The organism is Streptomyces sp. NPDC107559, assembly GCF_055657365.1.
In genome coordinates this window covers 43148-64875 of sequence record NZ_JBVKBD010000011.1, presented here as the reverse complement: position 1 = coordinate 64875, position 21728 = coordinate 43148, and the positions used below count along the sequence as shown (strand labels likewise).

Genomic DNA, 21728 nt, shown 5'->3' with positions numbered 1-21728 from the left:
ACCCGGGCTACGACCCCACGATCAGCACCTGGTTCTGGGACCCCTACACCTGCGACGGCGGCGGCTCGACGAACCCCTCCGACGGATTCGTCGTGAGCGAGGCGCAGTTCAACCAGATGTTCCCGAACAGGAACTCCTTCTACACCTACAACGGCCTCAAGGCCGCCCTGAGTTCCTTCCCCGCCTTCGCCAACACCGGCAGCGACACGGTCAGGAAGCAGGAAGCCGCCGCGTTCCTCGCCAACGTCAACCACGAGACCGGCGGCCTGGTCTACGTGGTGGAGCAGAACACCGCCAACTACTCGCACTACTGCGACTGGAGCCAGCCCTACGGCTGCCCGGCCGGCCAGTCGGCCTACTACGGACGCGGTCCGATCCAGCTCAGCTGGAACTTCAACTACAAGGCCGCGGGCGACGCGCTCGGCATCGACCTGCTCGGCAACCCCAACCTCGTCCAGACCGACTCGGCGGTCGCCTGGAAGACCGGCCTCTGGTACTGGAACACCCAGTCCGGCCCCGGCACCATGACCCCGCACAACGCGATGGTCAACAGCGCGGGCTTCGGGCAGACCATCCGCAGCATCAACGGCTCGCTGGAGTGCGACGGCCGCAACCCCGCGCAGGTGCAGAGCCGGGTGGACGCCTACCAGCGCTTCACCTCGATCCTCGGTGTCACCCCCGGAGCCAACCTCTCCTGCTGAACGGCCCGACGCCACCACGGCCCGGCGCCGCACCCGGACAGGCCTCCCACGGCCGCCTCCGGGAGCGGCGCCGGGCCGTGCCACTCCTCACGTGCAGCGCACAGCGCACAGCGAACGGTCGACGAGGCCGGTGAGCTCGCGGATCTGCCGGACGGCGGTGTGTACGCGTTCCGTGGCACCGGCCGTCCGGTGGCGAGGTCACCGACCCCGCTGCGGGCCGGGGAAGGCCGGATCGACGGGGCAGTAGGTGCCACCGGCGGCGAGCACACCCAGCATGGCGACGACGGTCGCCGGCGACCGGTCGGTCAGCACGGCCACGGCCCCGGGCCACGGGCCGAGCCGCGTCGCTGTCGCACGGACCTGGAGCAGCAGCTGCGCGTAGCTCGGTTCGCGTCCGTTGTGGGAGATCGCCGACTCGTCGGGACGTTTACGGGACATCCTTGTCAGGATGCCGATTAAGTCCGCCATCAGATTCGCTTTCCATCAGGCGCCATGACGGCTGTTCCACCGTGCGGCTGCCGCCGCCCGCTCCCGCGGTCGTGTCCACGTCCGAGCCCATGCGTTCCTCCCCCTCAGCCGCTGGTCAGCTGGCGGTCGTCGGCGTCGGCAGCCCCGTCGGCGTCGGTGTCGGTCGGGTCCGCGGCGTGCGCGGTGTCGGCCGTGTCGGCGGCCTCCGGTGCCGATGCCCCCCGGCGGGCCAGCGTGCGCTCGCCCCAGCGCACGGCCGGCACCATGCCCAGGCCCGCCGCGACGAAGAGGGCGCCGAGCAGGATCCAGCCGGGCGCGCCCCAGTAGACGAGCAGCCCGGTCAGCACGAGCGGGCCCACGATCTCGGCCACCGTCAGCCCGGACCCGAAGAACGCCTGGTACTGGCCGTGCCTGCCGTCCGGGGCGAGCCCGAAGCTGATCTCCCAGCTGCCGGCCATCGACAGCATCTCGCCCACCGTCTGCACCCCCGCGGCCGCGACCAGCAGCAGCACCGCCGACCAGGCGGAGCCGCCGCTGCCGGAGAAGGCGAAGACGACACAGCCCGCGCCGAGCAGCAGCGCGCCGCGCACCACGCACCGGGCCGCGCTCGACAGGTCGGTCACGCCGCGCGCCACCCGCACCTGGAGGACCACGACGGTGAGCGTGTTGAGCACGAACATCACCGACAGCACCCACTTCGGGGCCTCGGTGTGTCCGACGATCCACAGCGGCAGCGCCACGTCGATCAGCGGTATGTGCAGCACGAGGACCAGGTTGAGCAGGCTGACGGCGACGTAGGGCCGGTCCCGGAACACCGATTTCGTCCGTTCGCCCGCCGCGGGCGCCGGGGTGGGAGCGACCGGCGGCACCTGCCGGAGCACCGCGGCCCCCACGGCGAACGCCACCGAGTTGAGCGCGAACGCCGCGAGATAGGCCCCGCGCGTGTCGAACAGCAGCACCACGCCGCCGAGCGCGGCCCCCAGCGAGAGCCCGGCGTTGTAGCCGGCCTGCAGGACGGCGCGGACCTTGGTCAGGTTCTCCTTGGGCACCACCCCGGCGAGCAGCGCCTGCTGGGCCGCGGAGCCGGCGCGCTGCCCCACCGCGTACAGGCACGCGGCGAGCACGAACAGCGGGAAGGAGCGCACGAGCAGGTACGAGCCGACGGCCAGCGAGGCGCACAGGAAGAAGAACACCGCCGCCCCCCGCGCCCCGCGCCGGTCGGTGACATGCCCCAGCGGCACGCTCAGTGTCAGGGCCACCGTCCAGGCGATGGTCAGCCCGAGGCCCAGCTGGGCCGCGGACAGGCCGACGACCTGGGTGAAGAAGAGGGCCGCCGTCACGTAGTACGCGCCGTCACCGGTCCTGCTGATCAGCTGGGCCAGGGCGAGCGTACGTGCCGGTCCGGCCGGAGGGGCCAGGCTCTGCTTGTTCATGTGGCTCCTTGGACGAGCCCGCCGGGGCGCGGGCTCACTGTGGCGGTGCCGGAGGCGATCCGGGGGAGCAGGGCCAGCAGCGTGGTGTGCGGCGGGGGCGCGCCGAACGTGCCGAGCATCGCCCCCGCGGCCGAGGACGTGGCCCCGGGCCGGTGCGGGCGGCCGAGTACGGCCACCCGCAGGTCGCGGCGGGCCAGGGTGAGGCCGAGGGACAGACCGAGCGAGCCGTTTCCGACCACGACGACGTCGTGAAGGCGGTTGTCCTCGGACATGGTTGCGGGCACCAGGAAGTTCCCTTCGGGTCGGTCCGGGAGGGTGACATGGTCGAACGCGTGGAAGCCGTGGGAGAGGCGGGCTCACGGCAGCCGGAGGTCCGGCGGCCGGGCCCTGGCCGTCCGTCTCCTGTCCTGAGGGCGGCCGGGGGCCCGAGTGCGTCTCGGTCGACGTCGCACCGTGAGCCAAACACACATGCCGCGACGCCCCAACGCTTTTAGCCCCCGCTAAAACCGACCTCGCACGCCCGCCCCCGGGCGGTACGGCCGGCCGGTTCCGCGAGCCCTGCTCAGGCCGAGAGGCGACGGTCGCCGACCGGCACGGCACTCCGTACGAGGGTCTCGCCCGTCTCGGTGAGCGAGTGGATGACGCGCCGGCCCTCGCGCCGGCTCATCACCAGGTCGCACTCGCGCAGCACGGCGACGTGCTGGCTGATGGCGCCGGGGGTGACGTCGATCGCCGCGGCGAGGTCGCCGGTGGAGGCGGGCACCAGCAGGGCTTCGAGCACCGCGGAGCGGACGCCGCCGAGCAGCGCGGCCAGCGGGCTCGGCTGGTCCGAGGCCCCGCGGTGCCACAACTCCTCGACGCCCGGCCGGGGATAGACGATCATCGACTGCCGGGGCGGTGTCATGGTGAGCACCTCCGGACCGCAGAACACGCTCGGTACGAGCACGATGCCCCGGCCGCCCAGATCCTCCTGGTAGTCGTAGGCGCTGCGCACGGTGAGCTCCTGGTCCCGCCAGGCGATCCGGGGGTGCAGCGAGGAGAAGACGGGGGCCGCCCCGGAATTCTCGATCACCTGCATGCGGGAGCGGATGTCGGACTGGAGGCAGCCCTGGAGCCGCCGCCAGTGCGGTTCCAGCGTCAGGCGCCAGTACGTGTGGAGCTGCTCGGCGATCCGGGCGACGGCCGGTTCCGGCTGAGCCAGCATCTGGCGGTGCAGGGGCGCCGCCTCCCGCCGCCAGGCCGCGGGTGTGCCGGGGTCGGCGGCCATCCAGGACACCTCGGCCACGAAGTGCTCGCTCGGGGTCGAGCGCACCATCTCCAGCTCTTCGGTGATCCTGCGCGGCCCGGAGCCGTCCGGCGGCGGGGTGAGGAAGTCCGGGATGTAACCGGTGGGCGGGATCAACGCGCGTAGCGACAGCAGATCGACGGTCCTGAGCTTCGCGCGCACGTCGTCGGCCCACGGCTGATGCCGCTTTCTGCGTTCCGCCGAGGCCAGCATCCGAATGCTGTAGACCGTCTCGCCCAGCGGAGAGAGCGAGAATCTCACCCTGGTCATGTCGTCCACGGTCGCCGAGAAGCGGATCACTGTCTCCCCCATCCCCGTTGGTGACCCTCCGGTCGGTGACGGAGTGACACATGGGAACCATAAAACCCCGTCCCGTGAGTCGCGGGTCCCGCGTGGCGCGATTTCAACCGGCGGGATACCCCGCCGAAGTGCGCATTTCCAGACCGGCTCAAACAACGCCGGCCTCGGGCCACCGGTGACAGTTGGCCGAATCCCTGCAGGTCGGCCGGGCGAGCCGGGGCCGCCCCCCGGCCCCGGGCGGCCTTTTCAGGTCGCCATCCCCAACCCGCGAACCGCAATTCGTAATGAGCAGGGAAAGAACCCAAGTCAGATGCTATTTGACCGAGGCGGGAAGCGCGCCGCTTTCGGGATTCCGGCCCGGTACGTACGCATTGACGAGAACCGTTCAAGGCGGCACGCCGATAACATGCGGGCCGGCCGTACGGCCGCTGTCGGGACGCTCCCGTCCGCGGCCGCCGTCGAGCGCACTTCCCGCGGCGGTCGTACGCACCGATGTTCACCCTTTGCACCACCGACCGTCACGCACCTCTGGGCGCTTCAACACCCGGGGCGCGTGCACTGAGTACGGACCACAAAATCTTCCGCACGCCGACGGAAAGAGGCCTGCCGGTGCCGCTGCCACTTGACTCCGCCCTCCGGTGGTCGTGTGCCGCGGCGCGGCGCGGTGCCGTCGTCCTCGTGCTCGCCACGGCATTCGGCACGACTGCCGCAACGGTGACGACCGCTCAGGCGCTCACCCCCGAAAGACCGGTTGCGGCGTCCTACGACACGGCGTCCAGCGACACGGCGTCCTACGACGCGGCCTCCCGCGGCGCTCCGGGAGCGGGCCGCCCGGCGCACGGGCTGATCCCCAGCGTCCCCGGGCAGTCCATCGTCACCGACGAGCGGCAGACGCCGGTCGCACCCGGTCTGAGCCTCACCCGCTTCGACCGGTTCGGGACCGCCGGGTGGGTCCGGGGGCAGGTGCTGGTCGCGGACCTCGCCGAGGACCGGCTGAGCGTGGACTACATCTCCTCCGGCACGGTCACGGGCAAGTCCCGGGTCACCGAGCAGGCCGCGCGCACCGGCGCCGTCGCCGCGGTCAACGGCGACTACTTCGACATCAACGACACCGAGGCACCTCTGGGCGCGGCCGTCTCCCGCACGGGCGGCCTCGTCAACTCGCCCACCGCGGGCCGCAATCAGACGGTCGCCATCGGCACGGACGGAATCGGCAGACTGGCCCAGGTGTTCCTGGAGGGCCAGGTCACGGTCGACGGCACCCGGAACCTGAGGCTGTCCGGTGTCAACTCGCCGGCTCTGGCGGCCGGCGGCATCGGTCTGTTCACCGACCAGTGGGGCCCGTCCCCGCGCACCAAGCCCGTGAACGGCGCCGGCCGGGTCGCCGAGGTGTGGCTGCGCGACGGCAGGGTCACCGACGTACGGACGGCCGTCGGCGCCGATCCGATCCCCGCGGGCGCCAGTGTGCTGATCGGCCGGGAAGCCGGAGCCGACGCGCTCGCCGCGCTCGTGCCGGGAGAGACCGTCGAGGTCGCCTACCGCCCGCGCGCCGACTTCGGCGAGGTGGCGGTCGCCGTCGGCGGCGGCCAGGTCCTCGTCTCCGACGGCGTGGTGCAGCACTTCACCGAAGGCGACACCGTCACCGCCACCTCCCGGACCGGCGTGGGCTTCTCCGCCGACGGCCGCACCATGTACCTGGTGGCGATCGACGGCAAGCAGACCGACAGCCGTGGCATGGACCTCAACGAACTCGGCACCTTCATGAAGGGCCTGGGTGCCGTCGACGCCCTGAACATGGACGGCGGCGGCTCGGCCACGATGGCCGCCCGGCTGCCGGGTGAGAGCGTGACCGGCCTGGTCAACAGCCCCTCCGACGGTTCGGAGCGGCCGGTCGCCAACGGACTCGGGCTGTTCGCGGCCCCCGGCTCGGGCACCGTGCACGGCCTGCGCGTGCTGCCCGCCCTGTCGGCCGCCGGCTCGGACCGGGTCTTCCCGGGACTGCACCGCACCGTACGTGCCCTCGCCCACGACGAGACGTACGCGCCCCTGCCCGTCGGCCGGGTTCGGTGGCGCAGCGCGGACGGCCGGGTGGCGGTCGACGCCCGCGAGGAGGGCACCGCCCTTGTCACCGGCAGGCGCTCCGGCAGTGCGCGCGTCGTGGTGTCGTCCGGTCCCCGGGCCACGGGCACGGCGGCCCTGACCGTGCTCGCGCCCGCCGTGCGGATCGCCCCGAACAGCACGCTGCTGGCGCTGAACGGTGTCGGCGGCGAAGCTCGCCTGACCGTGCGGGGCTACGACGCCCTCGGTGACTCCGCGCCCCTCGACGCGTCCGACGTCGAGGTCACCGGCGGCGCGGGCGTGGTGTCGGTGCGCCCCGCGAGCGACGCCACCTTCACCGTGCGGGGTCTGGCCGACGGCGCCTCCGCCACGCTGCACCTGAGGGTGGGCAGGATGACCGCGGACGTGGCGGTCACCGTCGGCCTGGCCGAGACCACGTTCGCGGATCTGTCCGACGCCGCGTCCTGGACCTCGGCGCACGACCGGGCCCCCGGCGGCTCGGTCGCCCCGGCCCCCGGTCACGACGGCGCCCCCGGTCTCACCCTGACGTACGACTTCACCAAGTCGACGGCCACGCGCGGCCAGTACGCCGTGCCCCCGCAGCCGATCCCGCTGCCCGGCCAGCCCCAGGCCGTCACCCTGTGGATCAACGGTGACGGCAACGGCGAGTGGCCGCGGTTGCAGTACCGCACCGGCTCCGGCGTCACCGCCAATCTCGACGGCCCGCTGATCACCTGGACCGGCTGGCGCAAGGCCGAGTTCCCCGTGCCCACGGGCACCGTCTACCCGCTCACCTTCCAGCGGGTACGGCTGCTGGAGACCAGCGCCGCCCGCTCCTACACCGGCGCCGTCACCGTCAGCGACCTGCGGGTCAAGATCGCGCCCGATGTGCAGCTGCCCGTTCCGCCGAAGGTCACCGACCCCGTCCTGGTCACCGACGGCACCGTCGACGACCGGCCCCTGCGCGTCGCCGTCATGTCCGACGCCCAGTTCGTCGCCCGTGACCCGGACAGCCCGCAGGTCCAGGCCGCCCGCCGCACCCTCGCGGAGATCGCGGACGCCGAACCGGACCTGCTGGTCGTCGACGGCGACTTCGTCGACGAGGGCTCGCCCGCGGACTTCACGCTCGCCCGCGAGCTGCTCGACGAGTTCGACGCCCGCACCGGGCACAGCGTGCCCTGGCACTACGTACCCGGCAATCACGAGGTCATGGGCCCCGGGACGACGGTGAACTTCAGCGCGGAGTTCGGGGACACCACATCGGTCTTCGACGCCGAGGGAACCCGCTTCATCACCCTCGACTCCTCCAGCGGCACCCTGCGCGGCGGCGGCTTCACCCAGCTCCAGCTGCTGCACGACCAGCTTGCGGCGGCGGCCGCCGACCCGTCCGTGAGCGGTGTCGTGGTGTTCGAGCACCATCCCACCGAGGACCCGCTGCCGGACAAGGCCAGCCAGCTCGGTGACCGCAAGGAGGCAGCCCTGGTCGAGCAGTGGCTCGCCGGCTTCCGCGCCCACAGCCACAAGTCGGCCGGGTTCGTCGGTGCCCACGCCGGCGTCTTCTCCGCGGCCTCGGTCGACGGCATCCCCTACCTGGTCAACGGCAACTCCGGCAAGAACCCCGCCGGCACGCCCGACGGCGGGGGCTTCACCGGCTGGACGATGCTGGGCATCGACCCGGCGGAAGGCCGCGTCGGCGACGCGTTCCACGTGCCGTCCGACGACTCCGAGAGGTGGCTGCGGGCGGAGGTCCACGCGCGCGTCGACTCGGTGACCCTCGACGCACCGGACACCCTGGAGACCGGCGACCGGGCCACGGCATCGGCCACGCTCACGCAGGACACCACCCGAACCGTCCCGGTGGCCTGGCCGGTCGGCGCCGACTGGACCGGGACCCGCGTCGACGTGCCGGGCGGCGACCGCGGCCACGGCGCACCGGTCGTCACCTACGACCCTGCCACCGGCACGCTCGTCGCGCGCCGGGCCGGCACCGCGGTGCTGCGGGTCACCGTGAACGGCGTCACCGCGGAGCACACGATCACCGTGCGCCGGCGCTGACCGTCCGCCGACGGGCACACTGCCTCCGTCGAAGACCGGCCACCGTTCGGTTCCGTGAGTCTTGACGGCCCATGGGTTCGGCCCAACAATCGCCTCTGCATTGACAGTTCGCCATTGCGATTTCCGTTCCGCACGGTCTTCTGCAATTGTTCGGCATTTCGACCGGTGAAACAGGTTCGGCATTTCGATCGAACGACGTCCGATATACCGAACGCATGGCACCCGCATCGCCCTACCAGAAGACGAAGAGGTCAACCGTGTTATCAAGGCTGAGAACCGCGACCCTGGCGGCCCTGTCCGCGCTCGTCACCGTCCTCGCGCTCGCTGTCGGTCTGCCCCAGGCCCAGGCCGCGAGCTCGCTGCCCTGCGACATCTACGCCGTCGCGGGCACCCCGTGCGTCGCCGCGCACAGTCTCGTCAGAGCGCTCTACTCCTCGTACAACGGCTCGCTCTACCAGGTGCAGCGGGCCTCGGACGGCGCCACCGCCAACATCGGCCTGCTGGCCGCCGGCGGCTATGCCGACGCGGCGGCCCAGGACTCCTTCTGTTCCGGCACGACCTGCATCATCACCCAGATCTACGACCAGTCGTCGCGCCACAACGATCTCACCGTCGAAGGGGCTGGCGGGGCCGGAGCCGCCGATGTCGGCGCGCCCGCGGACGCGCTGCCGGTGACCGTCGGCGGACACCAGGTCTACGGCCTGGAGATCTCGGCCGGCATGGGCTACCGGGACAACTCCACCTCGGGCGTCGCCGTCAACGGCCAGGCCGAGGGGATGTACATGGTGACCTCCGGAACCCACGTGAACGGCAGTTGCTGCTTCGACTACGGCAACGCCGAGACGAACAACAAGGACACCGGCAACGGTCACATGGACGCGATCAACTTCGGCACCGAGTGCTGGTTCTCGCCCTGCTACGGCCAGGGTCCCTGGGTGCAGGCAGACCTGGAGAACGGCCTGTTCCAGTCCGACTCCGGCTACAGCAAGAACACGTCCAATACCGGAACGGGGCCGCTGCCGTTCGTGACCGCGTTACTGAAGAACAACGGCCAGAACCATTTCGCGCTGAAATACGGCAATGCGCAATCCGGCGGCCTGACCACGACATATTCCGGCGCGGAGCCCACCGCCGGCGGATACTCGCCCATGCACCAGGAGGGCGCGATCGTCCTCGGCACCGGCGGCGACAACAGCAACGGCTCCATCGGATCCTTCTTCGAAGGGGTCATGACGTCCGGCATCCCGACGGACGCCGCGGACGACTCCGTGCAGGCCAACATCGTCTCCGTCGGCTACGGCGGAGCGACCGGCAGCACCGGCTCGCTGACCCCGGGTTCGGAGATCTCGCTGCGCGCCACCACCTCGTGCTGCACGACCGACTACATCCGCCACCAGAACAACGCGGCAGTCGTCTCCCCGGTCACCGCCGGCAGTTCGGCCCTCGACAAGAGCGACGCGACCTGGATCGTCCGCCGCGGCCTGGCCAACAGCTCCTGTGTCTCCTTCGAGTCGCGCAACTACCCCGGGGACTTCCTGCGGCACTCCAACTTCCGGCTCTATCGCCAGCCCATGGACGGCACCGCACAGTTCAGAGCCGACGCGACGTTCTGTCCGACGACCGGCAAGAGCGGTACGGGCAGCTCCCTCGCGTCGTACAACTACCCGACCCGGTTCATCCGGCACTACAACCTCAACGTCTACATAGCGAGCAACGGCGGCTCGAACGCCTGGGACAGCGCCACCTCCTGGGCGGACGACGTGAGCTGGGCCGTCGGCCAGCCCTGGGCTCCCTAGGCCCTTCTGTCCGGGTGCCTTGAGGCGAAGGACACGACAGAGCCGCTGCCTCACCCGAGGCAGCGGCTCTGTCATGTGATGTCCGTGGTGGGCGGTGGGTTCGCCCGGTACTGGTTGGTTTAGTACCAGTGGTGGGTCTGCCAGAAGTCCCAGGCCTGGGCGGGGCTGCCGTAGCGGGAGTTCATGTAGTCCAGGCCCCACTTGATCTGGGTGGCGGGGTTGGTCTTCCAGTCGGCACCGGCGGAGGCCATCTTCGAGCCGGGCAGGGCCTGGACGAGGCCGTAGGCGCCGGAGGAGGAGTTGGTGGCGGTGTGGTTCCAGCCGCTCTCGTGGGTGACGATCTGGTTGAAGGCGTTGTACTGGGCCGCGTCCGGGATCATCCGGTGCGCGATCGCCTGTGCGGAGGAGGCCGAGGTGGTCGCTGCCTGGGCCGGGGCCGCGGTCAGGGCCATGCCCGCGGCGGCGCCGGCGATGGCGACGACGGAGAGGGCCTTCTTCGGGCTGGCGATGCGGCGGATGACGGCGAGGGACACGGAGGCTCGCTTTCTTCGGGGACAAGGAGGTCGCTCGCTCGCCGGATCCGGGTGGTGCGTGGGTCCTGGCATGCGTTGGCACCGTGACCCCTGGGGGGTCGTGGTGCCTGGCGACGTCCTCAAGACAACCAGCCTCGACCGATGTCCGCAATGACCCCTTTTACTAGTTGTGGCCGCATTCGCGGTGTCGGCGCCCTGTGTGAGCTGGCTCTCAATCCCCAGGTCAGAGCATGCGTCCGCTTCTAAACCTGTCCCTTTTTGTCCACTATCGCGGGTAGTGGGTGACGTGGGTCATGTGGGGTGCTTCACCGGTTCCGCGACACTGCGCGCACGAGGGCTCACGGAGCGGGTGGGGGAGATGTGACCGCGGTCTCGAAGGCCGGCCCGTGAGGCACGCGCTGCGGCTGTCCGGATATGACGTCGATACGTCAAGACCGAGAAGCTCGTGCCATACGCTCGGAGCCCCGTGGTGACCGGGAGGGCGGATGACGAGGCTCAAGATCGGCTACCTGCTGCCGACACGCGAACTTGCCGTTCGGGACGAACATGACTTGGCTCCGCTCGTCACTCAGGCGCGACGGGCGGAGCAGTTGGGGCTGGACTCGGTCTGGGCGGGCGACGGACCCGTGACCAGGCAGCGCGCGGATCCGCTGCTGCTGTTGGCTTCCGCGGCCCAGGCCACCGAGCGCGTCACGCTCGGCACCGCCGTGCTGCTGCCGGCGCTGCGCCATCCGATCCTGCTGGCGCAGCAGTTCGCCACCCTCGACCGACTCTCGGGAGGACGGCTGATCGCCGGCTTGGGCGGAGGCTTCCCGAACCCGGCCACCCGGGCCCAGTTCGCGGCGCTCGGCATCGGTTTCGGCACCCGGATGAGCCGCATGGAGGAGTCGATCGACGCGATGCGGCACCTGTGGTCGGGGCGGACCGTGTCCTACAAGGGTGATCACTTCGCCTTCGAGGACCTACGGATCGCGCCTTCCCCGTCGCGTTCCGGAGGGCCGCCGATCTGGCTGGCGGCGAGCGGTGCGGCGGGGCTGCGACGCGTGGCTCGCCTCGCCGACGGCTGGCTGCCGTATCCGCCGACGGCGGCCGCGTACGCGCAGGACCGCGCGTACGTCGAGAGGGCCGCCGAGCAGGCCGCGCCGTCCCGCACGGTCACCCCCGCGCTCTATACGACACTCTGCCTGGACGAGGACCCGGAGGTCGCGCAGCGGCGCCTGCGGGCGAGCGTCGAGAGGTACTACAACGCGCCATTCGAATTCATCGCCTCTCTCCAGGCCGTGTTCGCCGGCACTCCCGGCCAGGCCGCCGCATGGCTGTCTGGCTACATCGAGGCCGGTGTCCGCCACCTGGTGATCCGGCTGGCGACCGATGACCACGCCGCCGGGCTGGAGGAGCTCGCCGATCAGGTCCTGCCCCTGCTGCGCGCGAAGGATCGCTGAGGCTTGTTCCGCCTGCCGTCCTGCGGCGCCCGCACGGCGGACCGGAGCTCCTCCCGACGTCGGCTGATCTGCGGCGTCACCTGACATACGCCATGCGGTCGACCCACTGGGACAGGGTGAGAGACGTGGACCAGGCCCTGGCGGCGGAGCCCCGGCCGTGGCGCTGACGCGGGCAGAGCCGGGGGGCCAGGGCCTCGCGGAGCGAGGAGAGGTGTCCGGCGACCGCGGCGAGGCAGTGGTACTCGTCCCGGCACGCGGTGCAGGCGTCCAGGTGGGCGACGACGGAGTCGGCCTGCTCGGGCGCAAGGAGCTGGAGCGCGTGCTCGGCCAGGAGGTCGTGGACTGCGCGGCATTCGGCGTGGTTGGTGGCCATGTCGGATCCTCTCCGTACTGCGACGCCCGGCCGCCCGGGCATTCCACAAGGTCCAGCTGGTTCAGGCGGCCGTGCAAAGCATGGATTCAGGCCTTGTGGCGCATTCCAAGACTGGCCGACGACCGTCCCTGTGCGCGTCGTCCCTCCGCAGTGATTGCCGGGTACTGCGGGCGCAGTACCCGGCAGGTCAGGCTGCTCCGGCTGCGCAGAAGGGGGCGTCCAGCCTGGCTTTCGTCATACGGAGAGGGGAGACGGAGACGGAGACGGACCGCGATCCGTCGTCGCGTTGACCAGACCGCACTGGTACGCGATGACGACGAGCTGGGCCCGGTCGCGGACCGCGAGCTTGCTCATGGCGCGGTTGACGTGCGTTTTCACGGTCAAGGGGCTGACGAACAGACGTTCGGAAATGTCGTCGTTCGACAGGCCGAGCGCGACGAGGCTCATCACGTCGCGTTCCCGCGGGGTGAGGCAGGCCAGCTGCTGGTGGACCGCGCCCGCACAGGCTTCGGGCTGGGCCAGGAAGCAGGTGATCAGGGCCCGTGTGGCCGCCGGGGAGAGCAGCGCCTCACCGGCGGCCACCGTGCGGACGGCGTCGAGGAGCTCGTCGGGCTGCGCCCCCTTGCCGAGGAACCCGCTCGCACCGCGCCGCAGGGCCTCGGCGACGTATTCGTCGTTCTCGAAGGTGGTCAGGATCAGCACCTTCACCGCCGCGAGCTCCTCGGCTTCGCTGATGGCACGCGTGGCGTCCAGGCCGTCCATCCCGGGCATCCGGATGTCCATCAGCACCACGTCGGGATGCCGGGCGCGCGCCAGTTCCACGGCTTCGTGGCCGTCCGAGGCCTCGCCCACGACCTCCATGTCCTCCGTGGAATCAAAGAGGATCTTGAAGGTGCCCCTGAGCAGCGCCTGGTCGTCGGCGAGCAGAACGCGGATCGTCATGTCCGGACCTCCGGTAGTGCATGTGGTGCCCCGCCGCCCGCAGTCGCGGCAGAGCGCAGGGGTAGTTCGGCGATCACGGCGAACCCGCCCTCGGGCCTGGTCTGCGCGGTGAGCGTGCCGCCCACGCTGGCTGCCCGCTCCCGCATGCCGATCAGCCCGTGGCCGGTGCCCTGCCGCGGTTCCTGCGGGAGCGTCCGGCCGTCGTCCTCGACGGTGATGGTCAGCCACCGGGGGGTGTAGCTCAGGCACAGCCGGGCCTTGTCCGCGCTGCCGTGCTTGCGCACATTGGTCAGGGCCTCCTGGATGATGCGGTAGGCGGCCAGATCGGCCGCGGGGGCCAGCGGCTGGGTCGCACCGTGGCAGGTGCACAGGACGTCGAGGCCGACCCGTTCGAGCGAGGCGAGCAGAGCGGGGACCTCTTCCAGCCCCGGAATGGGGCCGCGCGGTGCCTCGCAGTCGCCGGACTGCCGCAGCAGGCCCACGGTGACACGCAACTCGTCCAGCGCCGACCGGCTGGTCTCCTGGATGTCCTTGAGGGCGGCGACGAGCTGATCCGGCTGCTGCTGTCCCACATGGGCCGCCACGCCGGCCTGGGCATTGATCAGGGCGATGTGGTGGGCGACGACGTCGTGCAGCTCACGTGCGATCCGGACCCGCTCGGCCGCCACCCGCTGCCGCGCCTCGTGCTCACGGGTGCGCTCCGCGTGCTCCGCCCGTTCCTCCACAGCCGTGACGTAGGCCCGGCGCGAGCGCACTCCGTCCCCGACCGCCGCCGGCAGGGCCGTCCACGCCAGCATTCCGACGTTGTCCGGTTGCAGCCCGGAACCCGGGTCGTGGAACAACGCCGCTCCGATCAGCACGGCGGCCGAGGCCGAGGCCACGCTCAGAGCCGTACGGCGGTCCGTCAGCGTGGCCACCGAGTACACGGACACGATGACCGGACTGGTCACCACCGGACTTTCCCGGAACCCCAGCAACTGGAACGCCACCCCGCAGCAGACCGCGCAGGCCGCCACGGCGAAGGGGAAGCGGCGACGCCACAGCAGCGCGAAGCAGCCGATGCCGGCCAGCAGGACGGCGGACCATCGCACGACGAACCGGTGCTCGTGCGGGAGGAACGAGGCGCCGACGACGGACAGCACGAACAGCACCGACACGCCCAGCACGTCACGAACCGCACTCCGGGGTCCGCGCTTGCGCGCATTGTTCACTGCCATGGCATCACCGTAAGGACGCCGTTCGCGCGCCGCCGATCCGGCGGACGCCGGCCAGACCTGAATCCCCGGTCCCAGCAGCACGGTCGGGCGATCGACGCAACTGGCCTCTTCGAGTGACAGGCGGGGCCCGACGGCTTCGTATCGCCCCGTGTCCGAGAGGGCCGGGGCACGGGTTCCCGGACACGGGCCGCGGCTCCGCGGCGTGATCCGCCGGACAGGCCCTACTAGCGCTCCGGATCCGGTCCTCGGGACAGGAAGAGCCAGACGGAGGACGCCAGTGCCACCGCCATGCCCACGCCGGCGATGGTCATCGTGACGCCGGGCGGCGGTGTGTCGCAGGCGTTGCCGCCGTACGCGCTGTAAAAGCCGACCCCGACCGCACGGGCGATGACGGTCAGCAGGCGACCGGTGGCGATCCGCTGGATGACCCGGCGTCCCAGGCTTCGGCCACCTCCAGGAGGAGGACGATCGAATAGAACATCAGGATGGTGGCCACCGAAGCGGCCAGGGTGCACACCAGTTCCTCGGTGGCGGCGCGGCCGGCATTGTGGGCGTCTCCGGTGATGGCGCTGTAGGAGATGGATGTGACGACCAGGGCCAGGAATGAGCAGACCATGACCGGCATGGCGCGGTCCAGGGACTCCTTGACGGAATCCGGGGCCGGTGTCTGTCCGGCCGAGCGGCCGTCGAGTGCGCGCGACACGGATATGACGACGGCTGTGAACGAGAAGCCGGCCAGCACGCCGGTGAGTTGAGAGAGCAACCCCGTGGTCGCGCCTATGTCGAAGGAGATGTGGCAATCCATTCGTCCCCCAGCAGTGGACCTTCGTGCTGATCTGCACCTTCGGTACCGACCAGGTGCACCGATGCCGACGGCTGAGGGCGCCCCCCATGCCAGGCGGGGCGCCCTCAGTGTGTTGTCCGCGTCAGTCGACGCTGCCGTACTCGATGGGGAAGTCCGGGGGCCAGGGCTGGCCGAAGTTGAACAGGGACGGGTCATCGAACTCGCGGTCCGCCTCGCGCCACTCGGGGTCGCCGGAGACGGCGAAGCTGTCGCCGTCCGGTTCGATCATCCAGGTGAAGGCCGCGTCCTTCGCGGGTAGGTCATGACGCTCCTTCAGCACCGCGAACTCCGCCTCCGACGCCCGGCGGACGTGGATGCCCTTCTCGTAGATGGGCTTGAGCAGCATGAGCTCCACATGCCCGAAGTACACCTCGACCCGGGTGTCCGTGTTGTCGACCGCGAGGGCGTCGCTGCGCAGCAGCAGTTGCCGGTGCGACGCCGCGAAGCTGACCACGCGGAACAGACGCCCCTCTCGTACGAAATCCGGCATTCTCAGTGCACTTCCTGTTCTGGCTGTTCTTGCTGATGTCGAGGCCTTCGGGTCACTGGGCCCAGTCCGGCTTCGGCATGCTCTTGACGAGACTCGGCGCCGAGCCACCCGGCTTGGTGAAGTACCAGTCGATGGCCTCGAAGTCCCGGCGTCCGAGGATCACCTTGAGACGCAGCGTCGCCATCTCCCGCGCGATGCCGTTGGCAACCCCTCCCCGTGAGCGGCGGTGTTCCCTCGGCCGCTGATCGATGTGCGCGGGTGCGAACGGGTCAAGATCGCGCCGCTGCGCGGCGCCACTTTAAGCACACGCAGAACTTCCAGTACAGGTGTTCGCTTTGCGGGAGGAACGGGATGGCGTGATATCACCGACCCGTCTGACCCGCGACAGAAGTCGTACGGCGCCTCTCCTGTCGCAGTTGACCTGTGCGTTTCTTGTGGGAGGGCTGTGCTGAAGGGTGACTTGCCGTGAGGTGCGGCCGATGAGGCATGGCCGATTCGCAACCGCGTTTGCGACAAGGGCACATGGGCAGTGGGAGACCTCAACTGCCGCTTGCTGCACGCCGAAACGCGGGGCTGCTCGCCGGAATGACCGACGGGCCGCGTCCCGATGGTGGGGCGCGGCCCGCGTGGTCACTTTCCGGGTGGGGTCAGTCCCACTGTTCGTCCGCGAGGGAGCTGACCGGCTGCGGTTTGCCGATGACGGCCAGGGCGATGAAGAAGCCGATCTGGCCGATCGCGATCGTCAGCGTTGCCAGTGCCTTCTGGTCGTAGTGCCTGGCGACCTCGGCGTACAGGGCGTCGGAGACGCGTTCCTGGCCGTGCGGGGCGGGTTGCAGGGTGGCCTCCACCAGGGCGAGGGCGGCCCGCTCGGCATCGGTGAAGTAGGGGGCGTCCTGCCAGGAGGAGACCGCGGTGATGCGTTCCTCCGACTCCCCGGCCTTGCGCAGGAAGCCGGTGTTCAGGACCGTCAGGTAGGTGTTGCCGACGATCTGCCCGGCGCGCAGATGGACGAGGTTCATCGTGGTCCGCGGTACCGAGTGGTTGCCCGTGGCCCGGAAGAGAGCGGCGCTGATGTCGTTCAACTCGGGCACGAACTCGGCCGGGTTCGGCATCCGGGAGATCGAGGTGTTCGTCATGACTGCACTCCTTGGTGTCCGTCCGGTAGGTGACTTCACCGCACTGACGGAGCGGCGCACCGAGATGTGACAGGCGCCGGGAATCTTTTCGCCGACGCGCTCCGCCAGGGGTCCCGCTCGAGGGTGAGCCGCCCGTTGACGGCAGTAGATACTGAGTGTAGATACTGGGGTATGACCGTTCCTCTGACACTCCTCGGACTCCTGGAACGGGAGTCGAGCCATGGCTATGACCTCAAGCGCGACTACGACACCTACTTCGGCCGGGGCAAACCGCTGCCCGCCGGGCAGGTCTACTCGACCCTGGGACGCCTCGCCCGTGACGGCAAGGTCGAGATCGGTGAGACCGGACCGGGTTCCGGACCGGACCGCAAGCGCTACGTGATCACCGACCTCGGGGTCACACAGGTCGAGACCTGGCTCACCGAACCGGTCGCGGGCGAACCGCACCTCCAGACGGTGCTGTTCACCAAGGTCGTCCTCGCGGTGCTCCTGGAACGCGACCCCCGCGTGTACCTCGACATCCAGCGCGCCGCCCACATGGAGCGGATGAGGGAGCTGACCGAGCTGCGCCGCACCGGCAGCACGATGGACACGCTGCTGGCCGATCACGGCGTGTTCCACCTGGAGGCCGATCTGCGGTGGATGGACCAGACCGTGGCACGGCTCGCCGCACTGACGGCGGAGGTGCGCGCATGAGTGCGGACGACGACTTCCTCGTACAGGCGCGGGACGCCGTCCTGTCGTTCGGGCAGACGCCCGCGCTGCGCGGCGCGAACCTCTCCGCCCGCGCCGGCGAGATGCTGGCCGTCACCGGACCGAGCGGCTCCGGCAAGTCCACGCTGCTGCACTGCCTGGCCGGGATCCTCGTCCCCGACTCCGGTGAGATCTGGTTCGACGGCCGCCGTGTCGACACCCTGGGCGAGCCCGAACGCAGCACCTTACGCCGGGATCACTTCGGCTTCGTCTTCCAGTTCGGTCAGCTCGTGCCCGAACTGACCGCCGAGGAGAACGTCGCCCTTCCGCTGCTGCTCGCCAAGTCGCGCAGGACGAGCGCGCTGGCCGAGGCGCGATCGTGGTTCGGGCGGCTGGGGCTGGACGGCCTGGAGGGACGCCGGTCCGGCGAACTCTCCGGCGGACAGGCGCAGCGGGTGGCCCTGGCCCGCGCCCTGGTCTCAAGGCCCAAGGTGCTGTTCGCGGACGAGCCGACCGGGGCGCTGGACTCGCTCACCGGCGAGCACGTGATGGATCTGCTGGTCGCCTCGGCACGGCAGGAGGGCACCACCGTCGTCCTCGTCACCCACGAGCCGCGGGTGGCCGCCCACGCGAACCGCGAGGTCATCGTCCGCGACGGCAAGGTCACACCGCTCTTCGTCGAACGGCTCGGCTCGTGATCCGCCTCGGCCTGCGCCTCACCTTGAGAGGTGGCAGGGAGGCCGGGGCCCGCCTCGCCGTCATCGTGGCCGCCGTCGCCCTCGGCGTCGGACTGCTGCTGAGCATCCTGGCGGCCGTCAACGCCACCGCCACCCAGAACAGCCGCAACGCCTGGCTCAACACCGGCTCCGGCAACGGCACGGCGGCGCAGCCCGCGGCGAAGTCGGACCCCGACCCGCTGTGGTGGCTGCTCAGGGCGGACCACGTCGACGGCAGGACCATCGGCCGGGTCGACGTCGCCGCCACCGGCCCGAACTCCCCGGTTCCACCAGGGCTCGCACACCTTCCCGGACCGGGCGAGTTCTACGCCTCTCCGGCCCTGACCGAGCTGCTGCGCTCAACCCCGGCCGCCGAACTCGCCGACCGCTACCCCGGCCACCAGGTCGGCATCGTCGGCGACGCGGCGCTCCCGGGCCCCGACTCCCTGATCGTCGTCATCGGCCACCACCCCGACCAGCTCGCGAAGCAGCGCGACGCGACCCGGGTCACCGCCATCACCACCGTGGCCCCGAGCAGTTGCAACGGCACGAACTGCACGGTCCGGGCGGGCATCGACAGCAGCGGCATCAAGCTGATCCTCTCCGTCGCGGGCACCGCCCTGATCTTCCCCGTGCTCGTCCTCATCGGCACGGCCACCCGGCTGGCAGCCGCCCGCCGCGAGCAGCGCTTCGCCGCGATGCGCCTGGTGGGCGCCACACCGCGGCAGATCTCGATGCTCTCCGCCGTCGAATCGACGCTGGCCGCGATCCTCGGCACGGCCGTCGGCTTCGGCCTCTTCCATCTGTTCCGTACGCAACTGGCCCTGGTCGACCTCACGCAGACTCCCTACTTCGCCGACGATCTCAGGCTGCGGACCGGCGACATCCTGCTCGTCTGCCTCGCCGTCCCGGTGGGCGCCGCCGTCGCGGCCCGGATCGCCCTGCGCCGCGTGCAGGTCTCCCCGCTCGGGGTCATCCGGCGCGTCACACCTCGCCCGCCGCGGGTGCGCCGGGTGATCCCCCTGGTCGTCGGCATCGCCGAACTCTCGTACACCATCGGCCGGGTGCCCAGGAGTACCGACGGCCAGATCTGGGTCTTCGTCCCGGGAATCCTGCTGGTCCTGACCGGGCTCGTCATCGCCGGGCCCTGGCTGACCATGGCCGGAGCCCGGCTCCTGGCCCGGCAGACCGGCCGCCCTGCGCTGCTCATCGCGGGCCGACGGCTCGCGGACGACCCGAAGGCCGGCTTCCGCGCGGTCAGCGGGCTGGTCCTCGCCCTGTGCGTCACCAGCGCGGCCGTCGGGATCATCGGCTCGCTGACCGCCGAGCGCGGCATCCCGCAGGCCGGCCGGACGATCGCCGGCGCCGTGGTCGCCGACTACGCCCGGGGCTTCGACGCCACCTCCGGGCGTCCGGTCGGCAGCGTGCCGCCGCTCTCCCCGTCCGTGGTCGGCGACCTGGACTCCGTACCGGGCGTGAGAGGCGTGCTGATGATCCACACGAACCCGCTCGGCACCACGGACCCTGCCTACGGCGCTCCACAGGGCACCGGCACCCCGCCGGTCGCCGGGCTGGCCTCGTGCGCGGAGCTCGCCAGGATGCCGGCCCACAGCGCATGCGTCCCCGGAGCCCGCACGGCGTCGGTCGCCCAGAACTACGGCAGTCTCGGCACGTACCGCTGGATTCACTGGCCCACGGCATGGCCCGCCGCCGACATCTCCGCCCAGCGCCTCGCGCGCCTCCCGGTCCAGGAGATCGTCGTGGCCACCGACGGGTCGACGGGGGCGATCGAGCGTGCGCGCACCATCCTCGCGAACACGTACCCCGACCACGACATCCCGCGGACCGTCGGCGAGGACCACGCCGACAGCGGCGCGCAGCTCGCCGGATACCGGCAACTGGCCGACGTGGTCGTCCTGGTCAGCTTCCCCATCGCCGGCTGCAGCCTGGCGGTGAGCGTGGCCGGGGGACTGCGCGACCGCAAGCGCCCGTTCAGCCTGCTGCGGCTGACCGGCACACAGCTCGGGGTGCTGCGGCGGGTGGTGCTGCTGGAGAGCGCGGTGCCCCTCCTGGTGGTTGCCGTGGTGGCGATCGGGATGGGCTTCCTGGCGGCCCAGCTGTTCGTACGGGCACAGTTCGGCTACACGATCCGGGCGCCCGGGATCCAGTACTACGCGATCGTGCTGGCCGGCCTCGTCGCCTCGCTGGCGGTGATCGCGTCCACGATGCCACTGCTCAGACGCATCACGGGCCCCGAAGCGGCACGCAACGACTAGGGTCCGTCTTCTGCGGTACCAGACACGGTATCCGGCGGCCTGCGGGGAGCCGCTCCAGTTGAGCTGCACCGTCACGGCATCCAGGGACTTGATGCGCAGGTCCGTCGGGACCGGCGGGGTGCCCGCGCCGATGGTGACGGGCCGGGCGCCCGTGGGCAAGCCGCCGCCCACCGCGTTCCAGGTGACCATCGCGACCAGGTAGTGGTGGCCCGGGGTCAGCCCGGCGATGTGCGCCGAGGTGCCGCGCACCGCCGTGCTCTGGATGAAGGCGCCCGGCGTGTCCCTGTCCCAGGTGATGATCTCGTAGCGGTCCACGCTGTCGCTGTACGGCCCCGTGGCGGGCTCCCAGGAGAGGTCCACTCCGTCCAGGGTGGCGTGGGTGAGGACATGCGAGGGCGCAGCCGCCGTGTGCGGGTGGGCGGTGGCCCGGATCACCGGGGACCAGGCGGAGACACCGTCGCCCGCGTTGTTGACACGGACGGAGTACTCCCACTCCCAGCCGTCCTGGGTCCAGGTGGTGTCGTAGCGGTTCGCCTGCACCGGCGTCTCGTTCCACGCGGTCGCACCCACCAGCCGGGAGCGGACCGTGTAGCCGCGCGCGCCGTACACCCGGTCCCAGGTGACCGTGACGCCCAGGTCGTTGGAGACGGCCCTGACGTTCCGCGCGACGTCCAGCGGGCGTTCCGGGACCGAGCGGGGGACGTCGGGGACGGTCTGGCCGATGCGGTACCGGTCGTGGAGGGTGGTCTCGAAGGCGTGCGCGATCTGGAACTCGCCGAGCGCGTCGGGGTGCAGCCCGTCGTAGTCGGCGGGGCAGGCGTCACGGGCACAGCTGTAGTTCCCCGACCAGTTCACGACCTCGACCGGCGAGACGAGGGTGCTCCACCGCGGGACGGCCTGGCGCAGCATCAGGTCGTAGTCGGTGAGGCCGGGGCGCGCCGCCGGACACACCTCCCGCGCACGACCGGCC

At 70.9% G+C, this 21728-nt stretch carries 19 protein-coding genes and 1 pseudogene; 7 read left to right on the top strand and 13 right to left on the bottom strand.

Translation table 11 applies throughout. The annotated features are described in order from the left end of the window. The coding region (locus tag ACZ7OY_RS28870; RefSeq protein ID WP_471914086.1) for a chitinase at positions 1–701 on the top strand (701 nt) is incomplete at its 5' end. A 198-nt stretch (positions 702–899) separates the two neighbouring features. Here ACZ7OY_RS28870 and ACZ7OY_RS28865 read toward each other — a convergent pair. The 4 genes from ACZ7OY_RS28865 to ACZ7OY_RS28850 form a co-directional block, all read right to left on the bottom strand. After that, complete coding sequence (locus ACZ7OY_RS28865; protein WP_471914085.1) at positions 900–1139, bottom strand: AMP-binding protein; 240 nt, start codon at positions 1137–1139, stop codon at positions 900–902. Between the two features lie 134 nt (positions 1140–1273). Continuing rightward, on the bottom strand, positions 1274–2602 hold the full coding sequence (locus tag ACZ7OY_RS28860; protein ID WP_471914084.1) for an MFS transporter: 1329 nt from the start codon (positions 2600–2602) through the stop codon (positions 1274–1276). Then, positions 2599–2886, bottom strand: coding sequence for an FAD-dependent oxidoreductase (locus ACZ7OY_RS28855; RefSeq protein WP_471914083.1), 288 nt, complete (start codon positions 2884–2886; stop codon positions 2599–2601). Before ACZ7OY_RS28855 ends, ACZ7OY_RS28860 begins: the two co-directional genes overlap by 4 nt. 278 nt (positions 2887–3164) lie before the next feature. Further along, positions 3165–4157: an ArsR/SmtB family transcription factor gene (locus tag ACZ7OY_RS28850; protein WP_471914082.1), complete on the bottom strand. Its 993-nt coding sequence runs from the start codon at positions 4155–4157 to the stop codon at positions 3165–3167. Between the two features lie 639 nt (positions 4158–4796). On the opposite strand from ACZ7OY_RS28850, the gene ACZ7OY_RS28845 reads away from it, so the two are divergent. Next, positions 4797–8300: a phosphodiester glycosidase family protein gene (locus ACZ7OY_RS28845; RefSeq protein WP_471914081.1), complete on the top strand. Its 3504-nt coding sequence runs from the start codon at positions 4797–4799 to the stop codon at positions 8298–8300. A 215-nt stretch (positions 8301–8515) separates the two neighbouring features. Continuing rightward, positions 8516–10096, top strand: coding sequence for an alpha-L-arabinofuranosidase B (locus ACZ7OY_RS28840; protein ID WP_471914080.1), 1581 nt, complete (start codon positions 8516–8518; stop codon positions 10094–10096). Positions 10097–10215: 119 nt separating this feature from the next. On the opposite strand, the gene ACZ7OY_RS28835 is transcribed toward ACZ7OY_RS28840, so the two are convergent. Then, the gene (locus ACZ7OY_RS28835) at positions 10216–10629 is read right to left on the bottom strand and encodes an aggregation-promoting factor C-terminal-like domain-containing protein (RefSeq protein WP_471914064.1); all 414 of its coding nucleotides are present in this window, start codon (positions 10627–10629) and stop codon (positions 10216–10218) included. Between the two features lie 485 nt (positions 10630–11114). Here ACZ7OY_RS28835 and ACZ7OY_RS28830 point away from each other — a divergent pair, with 485 nt between their 5' ends. After that, complete coding sequence (locus ACZ7OY_RS28830; RefSeq protein WP_471914079.1) at positions 11115–12071, top strand: LLM class flavin-dependent oxidoreductase; 957 nt, start codon at positions 11115–11117, stop codon at positions 12069–12071. A 76-nt stretch (positions 12072–12147) separates the two neighbouring features. Here ACZ7OY_RS28830 and ACZ7OY_RS28825 read toward each other — a convergent pair whose 3' ends face one another. From ACZ7OY_RS28825 to ACZ7OY_RS28795, 7 genes are all read right to left on the bottom strand, one after another. Continuing rightward, on the bottom strand, positions 12148–12444 hold the full coding sequence (locus tag ACZ7OY_RS28825; protein ID WP_384732989.1) for a zf-HC2 domain-containing protein: 297 nt from the start codon (positions 12442–12444) through the stop codon (positions 12148–12150). A gap of 234 nt (positions 12445–12678) precedes the next feature. Next, complete coding sequence (locus tag ACZ7OY_RS28820) at positions 12679–13386, bottom strand: response regulator (protein ID WP_471914078.1); 708 nt, start codon at positions 13384–13386, stop codon at positions 12679–12681. Then, positions 13383–14603, bottom strand: a complete 1221-nt coding sequence (locus tag ACZ7OY_RS28815) for a sensor histidine kinase (RefSeq protein WP_471914077.1) — start codon at positions 14601–14603, stop codon at positions 13383–13385. Before ACZ7OY_RS28815 ends, ACZ7OY_RS28820 begins: the two co-directional genes overlap by 4 nt. A 394-nt stretch (positions 14604–14997) precedes the next feature. Then, the gene (locus ACZ7OY_RS28810; protein WP_471914076.1) at positions 14998–15408 is read right to left on the bottom strand and encodes a hypothetical protein; all 411 of its coding nucleotides are present in this window, start codon (positions 15406–15408) and stop codon (positions 14998–15000) included. Between the two features lie 121 nt (positions 15409–15529). Then, positions 15530–15937, bottom strand: a complete 408-nt coding sequence (locus ACZ7OY_RS28805) for a hypothetical protein (protein WP_471914075.1) — start codon at positions 15935–15937, stop codon at positions 15530–15532. A gap of 52 nt (positions 15938–15989) precedes the next feature. Continuing rightward, positions 15990–16121, bottom strand: a complete 132-nt coding sequence (locus ACZ7OY_RS28800) for a hypothetical protein (protein WP_471914074.1) — start codon at positions 16119–16121, stop codon at positions 15990–15992. Between the two features lie 463 nt (positions 16122–16584). Continuing rightward, on the bottom strand, positions 16585–17073 hold the full coding sequence (locus ACZ7OY_RS28795) for a carboxymuconolactone decarboxylase family protein (RefSeq protein ID WP_384733003.1): 489 nt from the start codon (positions 17071–17073) through the stop codon (positions 16585–16587). 171 nt (positions 17074–17244) lie between these two features. On the opposite strand from ACZ7OY_RS28795, the gene ACZ7OY_RS28790 reads away from it, so the two are divergent. From ACZ7OY_RS28790 to ACZ7OY_RS28780, 3 genes are read left to right on the top strand one after another with little or no spacing between them, the layout of a single operon-like run. Further along, positions 17245–17769 carry a PadR family transcriptional regulator gene (locus ACZ7OY_RS28790; protein ID WP_471914073.1) on the top strand — a complete coding sequence of 175 codons (525 nt, stop codon included), beginning with the start codon at positions 17245–17247 and terminating at the stop codon, positions 17767–17769. Further along, positions 17766–18464 carry an ABC transporter ATP-binding protein gene (locus tag ACZ7OY_RS28785; protein ID WP_471914072.1) on the top strand — a complete coding sequence of 233 codons (699 nt, stop codon included), beginning with the start codon at positions 17766–17768 and terminating at the stop codon, positions 18462–18464. Before ACZ7OY_RS28790 ends, ACZ7OY_RS28785 begins: the two co-directional genes overlap by 4 nt. Next, positions 18461–20758, top strand: a complete 2298-nt coding sequence (locus ACZ7OY_RS28780) for an FtsX-like permease family protein (protein ID WP_471914071.1) — start codon at positions 18461–18463, stop codon at positions 20756–20758. The genes ACZ7OY_RS28785 and ACZ7OY_RS28780 overlap by 4 nt, the downstream gene beginning before the upstream one ends. Before the next feature lie 213 nt (positions 20759–20971). On the opposite strand, the pseudogene ACZ7OY_RS28775 reads toward ACZ7OY_RS28780, so the two are convergent. Beyond that, positions 20972–21667 (bottom strand): annotated as a pseudogene (locus ACZ7OY_RS28775) (hypothetical protein); the annotation flags it as partial. Between the last annotated feature and the right edge of the window lie 61 nt (positions 21668–21728).